This window comes from Shinella zoogloeoides (assembly GCF_030733845.1).
In the GTDB taxonomy this organism is placed as follows: Bacteria; Pseudomonadota; Alphaproteobacteria; order Rhizobiales; family Rhizobiaceae; genus Shinella; species Shinella zoogloeoides_C.
In genome coordinates this window covers 92,769-102,111 of sequence record NZ_CP132310.1, presented here as the reverse complement: position 1 = coordinate 102,111, position 9,343 = coordinate 92,769, and the positions used below count along the sequence as shown (strand labels likewise).

Sequence of the window (9,343 nt, the reverse complement as noted above, 5' to 3'; positions counted from 1 at the left end):
AAACTGACTGCTTACATATAGCACTCGTTAAAAGGGTCATCGTAGGCATTTTTCAGGAGTCGGACGGCTTATGTAAGAAACTGCAGCATCTTGGCGTCGTAAGATCGCCATCAGAAAATAAACGTTAAACAGGAAAACGGGCCACAAGCGGCCAGACCAGGGAGACCCTTCAGTGATTGTTCAGGAAACCAGATTTACGGCAAGCGTCGGCACGCTCGCATCCACCATCATGACGGCCGTCGAGGCGCATTTCGCAGCAGAAGGACTTCCCTTCTCAAGGAAAGGTTTCCTAGAGCAAACGTCTACCGATATGCAGCAACTCTGCCTTGAGGCGCACTACTTCGGCGCCGAGGTCTTTCCGGAAGTGAAGAACGTGGCCGCCGCCTGACCTATTGTTCCAAACGTTTCATCGCAGCCGCCAGTTCACGGTCCATCATCAGGGCGCACTGGCGGCGCTCGTAGACGATCACCTTGCCGTCTTCCGTGAACTTGGGCGGCTTTAGATCGGCGTTGAGGGTCTTCACCTGCTCCTCGCATTGCTCGATCGGAAGGATCGTCAGCACCTTGGTCGAGATCTCCGGCTCGCTGCCTCCACCGAGGAGCTGCACCAGGATCATGACGCCGACGAATTTGATCTCCATAACCGAACCTTCCGTATCGCTTCAGGTGAACGTCACGCTGCGCGATCGGCGGTCCAATTCCGCTTCAGCTCCGAGATCCCGCGCAACGCATCTTCATGAACGTAATTCGGGTGTCGGCGCCAGAATGCAAGCGATTTTTCACACAGGACCATTTCCTTCTCAGCCTGACGCTTTTCGGCGGGCGAGGACAACGGGCTGTCACGCACGAACTTGAGGAAGAGGCACTGATCATAGTGCTTCAGGTAGTGCTTGGTTCCGTTCCACTTCCAGACATTCAGGGCAGGACGATCGCCTCCAGCGATGCGCGTCGTGTCGTAAAAGTAGGCCATAGCGCTTTCTCTCTTTAGCTATTTCGCTAATTCGTAATGTAAAGCGTTTTGAAGCGGTTTTCGGCTGGAAGCTCGCGACTGCATCAGGAGCCCCATGGGACGCGCCGCCCATAGAAAAGCCCAGGGCGCGAGCCCTGGGCCTGTCGCTGCGAGCTTGGGAGGAGGCTAGTCGTCAGCGACGTTCCGGACCATCATCGGGCGCTGGGAGAGACGCAGCGGCTGGTCCGAAAACAGATAGTCGCCATGCCATTCGACATAGGCGTTGGTGTCGGCAGTGAAGAAGAAGATGCCCTCGGTGTTCTCGCCGTAGGCGCCGTCGTAGTCGGGCTGCTCGACCATCTCCAGGACAGTCGTGCCGCCGACGGAGAACTTCTGCGGGGCGTCGCCGGCCATCAGGTAGGACTTCAGCGACGTGACCTTGCCCCGGATTGGGTATTCGGCGACGACGTTGCCGTAGGAGAGCAGGTAGATGTAGCCGGACATATTCTGCTGGTTGATGCGCTCCAAGCGCTCGACCAGATTCTTGCGCTCCAGCGACGTCTCCAGACGCGGGTTCGGGATTGCGCTCATCAGGCGCTGCTGGTTGCTTTCGACCTGGGCGGCGTTGCGCTGCGTGGAGGTAGGTTCGGCCGGTTCACAGCCTGCGAGGATGGCGAGAGCGGCCATACCGGCGATGAGGGCGTAGTGGTGACGGATGCGGGACAAGTGCTTGATCCTTACTGCAGCTCCGCCGGCAGGTCGCCCGTGCGGAAGAGGTTGCGATTGGCCATCTGGGTCTTGGCGTTGTATTCAGCGACCATCGAGGCGCGCTGGCCTTGGAGACCGAGGAGGACGTTGTTGAGCCGGTTCCATTCCTGGCGATCCTCGAACTTCCAGGTGGAGCGCTCGCCGGCGCTCTTCTCGAAGACGGCGATCGAGGCCTCGGCCGCGCCGATCTTCACGCCGATCGCCTGGACGTCCTGGTATTGCCGTTTGAACCACTCGTAATTGTGGATCATGTTGTCGGGGTTGAAGGTTCGCTCGGCTACGCCGGTCACGGCGCGAACGGGCAGGGTGACGAGACTGACAGTGGCGCCGGCAATGATGATGCCGATGACGGCAGCCGTAGCGATCAGCCCGAATTTGAAACCGTCGTTCAAGGAATTCTCCTTTATCGGAACAGGAGCCAGGCACTCGCTGCCAAGCTCAGGAGGAAGACTGCAAGAGCGGTGGCAGCGAGTGTCAGCATGGTGGATTAACGGCGCTGCGCGCCGGCGACGCCGCCGGTGTGGAGGCCGCCGAAGAGGATGTTGAGAACGTCCGCCGGGCCGACCTCGATCTTGGCGGAGGCGCCGTCACAGCCGCAGGTGTCCGGCAGTTCAGTGGCTTCGACGCCGAGGTCTTCGAGCTGCTCGACCAGCTTGGCTTCCTTCTCGGCCAGCTCGATCGCGGCGAGCTTGGTGAAGGTTTCCAGCGTGCTTTCCGACAGGCCGAGATAGGCGCCGCTGCCAGCGCTGACGCGGACGCCGGTATCTTCGGTCGCGGCGAGCTGCGAGCGGACCTGGCTGAGTTCGCTGCTGAGCTTGGATACATGGTTGAGCTGGGAAATGTGCATTGATACGCTCCTTTTGCGTTCGTTTTGTGCTAGTTAGATAACTAATCACTGACTTACTTATAGCGAGTCAGTGATCGGGTTACGTGTGGTTTCTGTCGGCTCTAAGCGGCTTCGCGCAGAGCAGACAATTCCTGATGGGTGAGCAGCATGCCCTTGTGGGCGCGTGCGCGCACCTCGGCGAAGTTCGCCGGCCAGATCGTGCCGTTGGCGTAACGGGTCTCGAACCGGTTGTGGAAGGCCACCTCGGGCTCATCGTCGTCCTTCATGGCGGTGAAGCCGGACTCCATCGTGCCAACGACAGCCTGGCGGCCGGCCTTGGATGCCTTGGCGGGATCGGTCGCAGGCTTCTTCTGCACGTCCTGCCAGCCATTCCCGACATCGATCGCGTTGCACTTCATTGCGAAGTTGAGATCGTCGCGCTTGTGGGCCTGGAGCAAGCCGCCGCCCATGCCGAACGCGATGTTGTCGAGTGACCAGCCATTGGTGATCAACGTCCGGCACAGCCGCGAGATGGATTCGAAGTTCATGCCGTCGCCCTGGATGACGCCGATCTTCTCGTGGAGCACCTTGAAGCCCTTCGAATTGACCGTGCCGCCGAACTTGCGCCAGAGGGCTTCGAGAACCTTGATGGGCGTGGCGACCGGATCGCCGCTGTCGGGCCGGACGATCAGCTTTCCGTCGATCTTCAGGATGTCGTCCTTCAGGGCGGTGCCATAGATATCCTCTAGCGCCGCGAACAGGTCGTAGCTGTCGGACACGATCGAGAACAGCCCGCCGCCGAACTTCGCGATCATGTTGGCATAGGCGTCGCCTTCTCCGGCGCGACTCCAGCTCGTCATGGTCGAATGCTCGGATGCAGGCAGAGAGAAGCCGGCGACGACCTTCTTGTCGTCGTAGACGCGGCGCACGGCCACCAGGGCTTCGATCGTGTCGGTGCCCTGGAAGTTGACCAGGTGCGCCATGCCGCCGAGACCAGCGGACTCGCCGGACGATGCGCCGCGACCGCCGAAGTCGTGCAGTTTGAACGGCAGACCGGCTTCCGGATTATCCGACGAGGCAACGAGGGCGTCGTAGATGACGACCTTGGCCGCGAAGGACAGGGTGGCGACCGAAGTGCCATACCAGACAGCGCGCAGAAGCGCCGTTTCGATGAAGCTCGTCAGCCAGGGGACCAGCGGATCGGTGTTGCGCACCTGGACCAGCGGAATGCCGCGCTCGACGACCGTGCCTTCGCCCAGCGCCTCGATCTCGATCGGCAGGTAGCCGTTGTGACGGTTGAGAATGTATTCCCAGCCTTCACGGTTGAAGGGCAGGCCGTGCGCCGTGATGAGCTCCTCGGCTTCGTCGATGTCAGCCTGGGTGAACGGCTTTGACAGGTAGTCCTGGATGAAGGACTGGACGCCGAAGAAGACGACCTTGCCATCCTTCTTCGCGTCGCCGCGCGCCTCGATGTAGGAGGACACATAGAGCGTGCCCGGCGGGTATTGCAGGTAGTGCGAGTGCTTGTAGCTGTCCGTCGCAAGGAGGATGTTCGTCATCGTGACCTCTTAGAAGGCGTTGGAGATGAGGGTGTAGTGGTCTTCGAAGAACTGCTCGGGGCGCAGATCCGCGAAGGAATACCAGCCGGCGTGAGCGGCATCATCGCGCCCCTCGACGGTTGGAATCTCGATGCTGTCCGGCAGTTCGAAATGGTAGACGACCGAGACGATCCGGCCGCGCAGCGAGCGGTCGGGCTTGTCAGCGACCTGGTGGCCAACGAGGTATTTCTCCAGCTCGGCCATTTCGAGCCCGGTCTCTTCCTTCAGCTCGCGGCAGGCGGCGTAGAAGAAGGGTTCGCCGTCGTTGAGGAAGCCGCCGGGCATGGCGAGCGTGCCCTTGCCGACGGCCTTGCCGCGCGTGACGAGCAGGATCTTGCCACGGTGGGAGACGAGCGCGTCGGCCGCGAGGAACGGCCCGGTGCCATAGAACTCGCGCCCTTCCTGGAGTGCCTTCTTGTAGGCGATCAGATCCTTGAACGCCTCGGTGAGCGAAAACTCCTTCAACCAGGCCAGGATGCTGCCCGACACGGCGTCATGCGGCATGCGCGGGAGCGATCGCAGGTAGTCCCAGCGGATGTCAGAGGCGTTGATCGTGCCATGCTGCGTCGTGAGCTGGATCGAGCCCCATTCCGGAAACATGTTGAGGTAGTAGGAGGAGGCATCCTTGCCGTAGCCGGCGAGCGCAATCGTCGTGTCCTTGAGGCCATGCAGGCGAATGCCGCCCTTGTTGAGCCTGTCGAGGACGATGCCGTGGACGTCGTTGCGCAGGTGATGCGCCCAGCGCGTGTCCGGGTCGTAGTCCATGAGCGGCATGACGATCATCCGGCCGGTGGAGATCTCATGCTTGAAGACCGCCTCGATCATGGCGCGGCGCTCGTCGTAGGTGAAAGGGTTGACCGGCGTGCGCGCCTGGTAGGCGGAGCCGACGACGACGATCAGCGTCTCGACCTTGGACAGTGCTTCGCGGATCACATGCTCGTGACCGATGTGGAGGGGCTGAAAGCGTCCGATATAGACGCCGTATTGGTAGTTAGGCTGCATGCTGCAGGTTCCTCTGAAAACGGAAGTAGCCATCGCCGCACTTGGCGATGTTGCCGTCGATCTCATCGACGGGCTCGGTGTAGAAGGTCGAGCCATCCGGACGGCCCTCTACGCCTCGCGTGGTGCCCGCCACGACAACACGATTGGCGCCGACATCGAGAAAACGTGCATTTGTGAGCATTCCCAGATATCGCATCGCAATCTCCTAAGTAAGTGATGACTGATCGAAGAGGGCGCGATACGCCCTTTTCATGCGCTTCGATGATTAATCATCGCGCGTTTCAATGTGGATTGCGGGTGGGTAGTCGAGGTTACGAGCGGGTCTTTACTGGCTTGCCCAGATGACGCGTGCGACCCATTCGACCTCGGCCATGTCCAGCGCCCGGTTCGGGTGCTCGGGATTGAGCGAGAGAAGTTCGATGGCCTTCGGGCTCTGGCGGTTCAGAACCTTGACCATGAACTCGCCCTGGCGCGTCTTCACCACGACACGATCGCCGCGACGCACCTGCGCGCCGGGCTCTACAATGATCACATTGCCATCGCGATAGACCGGCTCCATGCTGTCGCCCTGCACTTCAAGCGCATAGACGCCTGACCGGCTGGGTGAAGCTGGAAACTCGACCACATCCCAGCCCTCGCCGGCGGGAAAGCCGCCGTCGTCAAAGAAACCGCCAACGCCGGCCTGAGCAAAGCCTATGAGCGGAATAATCCCTGTTTGCTCGGGTGTCTTTCGCGCGACCTGAAAGAAGTCCTCGATCGTGTCGCCCGTCACTTCGAGCAGCTTGGAGATCGACTCGGTAGAAGGCCAGCGGGAGCGGCCGTCCGCGCCCTGGCGCTTCGAGCGATTGAAGGCTGTCGGGTCAAGCCCCGCACGGCGCGCGAGGCCGGACGGAGAAAGACCATGACGCGCAGCGAGCGCGTCGATTGCAGCCCAGATTCGATTGTGGGAGAACATGTTCCCGGTTTCCGATGCCACTGTGGGCCCGCGATTGCCGACCCCTCGATTCCTATACATACTGCAACAATTCCTGTCTTTGAAGAGGGGTGAGGAAAATATTCCTCACCCGCTCAAAATCAGTTGTCGATGGCTTCGAGGCGCTTGAGGATCTCCTCGCGCGACATGTTCGCGATCTCCTCGGATTCCTTGCGCGAGAGCGCTTCGACGAGGCGGCGCCGCTCCTCGTTCTTCTCGCTGCGCTTGGCGGCGGCCGCGATTTCCGCCTGCTTGACGCCGATGATGTGCTTGACCACTTCGAGCTTGGTCTCCAGCTCGCCGACCTTCGGATTGGGCGACACGGCGACGAACGAACCTTCGCCGGCGGCCTTCAGTTCGGTGGCGATCGTCTGCGCCACGCTGTTCAGGTCAGCCTTGATCTCGCGCGTCGGCGTCGTGATGAGGAGGGGGAGGTCCCAGAGTTGCTCGGCGGTCAGGTCGCCCTTTGCCGAGGCGAAGCGGAACTTCTTGCGGGAGGCAGTTTCAAAGATGTTCGACATGGTTTTCACCTTTCAGGTTTCGATTTGATGGCTGGTGGCTGACGCCCGGATCAGAAGTTGATCCGGAACGCCTTGTTGATGGTTGCGCCCTTGACGACCACAGTCGCCGAGTCCTGGCGCGTCGAAGAGAAGCCGAGGCCGGAGAGCTGCTCGGTTGCCTTCGGCGTCTTGGTCTTGGCGCCGAGGATCTCGAAGACCTTGCGATGCGGCTCAAGCTCGCCCCGGAGGAACTCGTTGTAGATGCCGCGCGCCTGGTCGGGGTTGACGCAATCCTTCAGGATGAAGAACCAGTGCTTGTTTCCGATCTCCTGGCCGTCCCAATGGTTGGGCGAGGCGAGCAGCGTGTTGACCGGCACAAGCGTCTCGGTCGAAAGACCCCACTTGTCGATCGAACCCGAGGTCGCGGTGAGCTGGGCGCCGGGCTTGAGATTGATCACCTCGCTGTTGCGCACGTCGAAGGTGAAGAGGTCGATCCGGTCGTTCTGCGCGAGGATCTTCGGGTAGCTGAAGGTGCGCGTCGAACCGTTGATGGCGATCTCGACTTCAAACCCGCCACGTTCGCGACGGCGCTGGGAATACTGGTGGACCCAGACTTCATAGTGCCCGTCACGCGGATCGCGCCAGCTCAGGTTCTCGACCGGGTTCTCCGCGTCGTGACGGTCCATGCCGTTCATATCCACGTCGAGAACGCCGAAGCGCTGGCGGTAGTAGATATGACCATCGGGAGCCTGGGCGTGCAGATCGAGGTCGTCGGCGTTGTGCCAGGCGAGCGACACACGCAGACGGGCATCGATGTTGCCACCGGCAGCCTTCACGCGCTCCTTGATGGAGTCGGTGACGTCGCCGTCATAGGACCAGGCGAAGTCGTTGCCCCACTTGAACAGCCGGCCGGTGTTTTCGTGGACCGGCGCAGTGAGGCTCATGAAGTTGCCGAGGTGCCGGTTCTCCACCAGGAGATCGATCGAGGATGCCAGCGGCAGCTTGTGCTTGAAGAAGTCCTCGATCGAAATGTCCTCGGCGTTCTTGACGTCGACCGACTTGGGCTTGACCTCCTCCATCAGCAGTCCGGTCAGCGATCCGTCCTTCATCTGGCCGCGAACGTCGTTGTTCACGAACAGGACGTTGTTGACCGAGACATCCGACAGCTTAGCAAAACGTCGCTCGACGGCGCCTTCGAGGTCCAGCTCCTTGAGCTTGTCCACGGCCTGCTCCACCATCTTCGGCGTGATCAGCGCCGTCGGGCGCTTGTAGTTCTGCGGCGCGACCTTGCTTTCGAACTTGCGCACGGCGCCTTCGAGGTCTTCGCCGGCCGACAGATCCGTGACGAGCGTGCCGATGACCGTGTTGCGGAAGAGCGCCGACCGGTTGGTGACGTTCGCCCAGAGGAAGATGTCCTTGTCGGGCGCAGCGTCGTAGTCGGTCTTGAGCCGGTAGAAGCCGCTGACGGCCGCCGAATGCTCCTGGCCGCGATAGAGGTTGTTGGAGTTGATCAGGTCGATCACGGTGTTGAGGGCGTCGATCGTCAGCTCCTCGCAGCCGCGCTTGAAGACGCCGAGGTTCGTGCCGATCCGGCCGCGTTCAGCATCGGGCGCACTGTGACGGTGGGACGCGGCGACGGTCGTGTAGAAGTGGGTGAACTGGTAGGTCTTGTTGTCGATGTATTCGACGTTCGGTTTGTGGCCGAAGACCGATTCCTTGACGCGGAAGACGCTCTTGATCGCCTTGGTGCGAACGTAGGCCGCGAGCGCAGCCGAGACGACATCGTAGGGATGCGGCAGATCAGCCATCTTGTCCCAGATCGTTTCGATCTTTCCGTCGACGATGGCGACGACGTGGCCGACGTGACGGACGAACGCCCGGTCATAGGAGCCATCATGCTCGGTGCGAACGCGAAAGATCGGATTGGTGCCTTCCGGGAATGCGCCGAGATAGACGCCCCAGAGTTCGTCGCGCTCGACATCGACCAGGAACAGCTCGTTCTTGGACAGGACGGCGAAGCGCTGCTCGACAGCCTTCGCGAATGCGGGAAAATTCTCACTCATCGGGTTTATAAGCTCCGTTGCTAAGTAAGCGCTTCGTGCGCTTCGTTGACAAAATGACAGTAGCGAGAGCGCTACCGGGCTGCGGGTGGATTGTTTCGGCTGCGCTTGTAAGCGTCAGCTCGCGCTTCGCCTGTGAGCCAGACGCTGACAGGACCAAGGATGGTGGCGATAAAGAAGCTCGCAAACGGATGAACGAATGCGTTGATCCAGGCGGCGAGCCAGAGCCCAACGACGAGTCCGAAGAACCAGCAGGCGAACTTCCATTTGCCAGTCATCACACCGTCTCCAACTCCCAGGTCTCGGCGAAGCGGCAGTTCTCCGGCATGCCTTCAAACAGGGGTTTGATCTGCTCGCGCGTGTAGCCGGCGAGGCCGCAGCCGACGGGGGTGATGTAGAACTTGAGGTCCCGCCGGCTCTCGGCGAACTTCATGAAGTCATCGATCGCCTGGTCGATGTAGGGCAGCGGCAGGGTCCGGATCGTAATGTCCTTGGTCGGGATGCCGTAGGAGCGGCCCTGCAAGCCAACGCCCTGTCCGTAGATGGCGCCATATTTCTCGACGGCATCCCGCGCAGCGCCGGCGCCGTGACGGCCGGCGAGGTTAGAGCCGAAGACGAAGATTTCGTCAGGTTTGATGTCGGATTTCATTGTTTCTTCCTCTCTCAG

At 61.0% G+C, this 9,343-nt stretch carries 14 protein-coding genes; 1 reads left to right on the top strand and 13 read right to left on the bottom strand.

Translation table 11 applies throughout. From position 1 onward, the window contains the following. Positions 1-172 precede the first annotated feature (172 nt). Positions 173-388 carry a hypothetical protein gene (locus Q9316_RS00700; RefSeq protein WP_306031530.1) on the top strand — a complete coding sequence of 72 codons (216 nt, stop codon included), beginning with the start codon at positions 173-175 and terminating at the stop codon, positions 386-388. Between the two features lies 1 nt (position 389). On the opposite strand, the gene Q9316_RS00695 is transcribed toward Q9316_RS00700, so the two are convergent. The 13 genes from Q9316_RS00695 to Q9316_RS00635 all read right to left on the bottom strand — a co-directional run bounded on the left by Q9316_RS00695 (position 390) and on the right by Q9316_RS00635 (position 9,325). Further along, positions 390-641, bottom strand: coding sequence for a hypothetical protein (locus Q9316_RS00695; RefSeq protein WP_306031529.1), 252 nt, complete (start codon positions 639-641; stop codon positions 390-392). A 32-nt stretch (positions 642-673) separates the two neighbouring features. Beyond that, complete coding sequence (locus Q9316_RS00690) at positions 674-970, bottom strand: hypothetical protein (RefSeq protein ID WP_306031528.1); 297 nt, start codon at positions 968-970, stop codon at positions 674-676. 165 nt (positions 971-1,135) lie between these two features. Then, on the bottom strand, positions 1,136-1,675 hold the full coding sequence (locus tag Q9316_RS00685; protein WP_306031527.1) for a hypothetical protein: 540 nt from the start codon (positions 1,673-1,675) through the stop codon (positions 1,136-1,138). Positions 1,676-1,686: 11 nt separating this feature from the next. Beyond that, a complete protein-coding gene (locus Q9316_RS00680; RefSeq protein WP_306031526.1) occupies positions 1,687-2,109 on the bottom strand; it encodes a hypothetical protein in 423 nt (140 codons plus the stop codon). Positions 2,110-2,204: 95 nt separating this feature from the next. After that, positions 2,205-2,564: a hypothetical protein gene (locus Q9316_RS00675; RefSeq protein WP_306031525.1), complete on the bottom strand. Its 360-nt coding sequence runs from the start codon at positions 2,562-2,564 to the stop codon at positions 2,205-2,207. A gap of 101 nt (positions 2,565-2,665) precedes the next feature. Next, entirely contained in the window at positions 2,666-4,102 is a 1,437-nt protein-coding gene (locus tag Q9316_RS00670; protein WP_306031524.1) for a nicotinate phosphoribosyltransferase, read from the bottom strand. A 9-nt stretch (positions 4,103-4,111) separates the two neighbouring features. Further along, positions 4,112-5,143: an NUDIX domain-containing protein gene (locus Q9316_RS00665; protein WP_306031523.1), complete on the bottom strand. Its 1,032-nt coding sequence runs from the start codon at positions 5,141-5,143 to the stop codon at positions 4,112-4,114. Next, positions 5,133-5,339, bottom strand: coding sequence for a hypothetical protein (locus Q9316_RS00660; RefSeq protein WP_306031522.1), 207 nt, complete (start codon positions 5,337-5,339; stop codon positions 5,133-5,135). The genes Q9316_RS00665 and Q9316_RS00660 overlap by 11 nt, the downstream gene beginning before the upstream one ends. 129 nt (positions 5,340-5,468) lie before the next feature. Further along, positions 5,469-6,098: a S24 family peptidase gene (locus Q9316_RS00655; RefSeq protein ID WP_306031521.1), complete on the bottom strand. Its 630-nt coding sequence runs from the start codon at positions 6,096-6,098 to the stop codon at positions 5,469-5,471. Positions 6,099-6,217: 119 nt separating this feature from the next. Further along, on the bottom strand, positions 6,218-6,637 hold the full coding sequence (locus Q9316_RS00650) for a hypothetical protein (RefSeq protein WP_306031520.1): 420 nt from the start codon (positions 6,635-6,637) through the stop codon (positions 6,218-6,220). Between the two features lie 50 nt (positions 6,638-6,687). Next, positions 6,688-8,679, bottom strand: coding sequence for a hypothetical protein (locus Q9316_RS00645; protein ID WP_306031519.1), 1,992 nt, complete (start codon positions 8,677-8,679; stop codon positions 6,688-6,690). Positions 8,680-8,750: 71 nt separating this feature from the next. Continuing rightward, the gene (locus Q9316_RS00640; RefSeq protein WP_306031518.1) at positions 8,751-8,954 is read right to left on the bottom strand and encodes a hypothetical protein; all 204 of its coding nucleotides are present in this window, start codon (positions 8,952-8,954) and stop codon (positions 8,751-8,753) included. Then, on the bottom strand, positions 8,954-9,325 hold the full coding sequence (locus tag Q9316_RS00635) for an A1S_2505 family phage non-structural protein (RefSeq protein ID WP_306031517.1): 372 nt from the start codon (positions 9,323-9,325) through the stop codon (positions 8,954-8,956). The genes Q9316_RS00640 and Q9316_RS00635 overlap by 1 nt, the downstream gene beginning before the upstream one ends. Between the last annotated feature and the right edge of the window lie 18 nt (positions 9,326-9,343).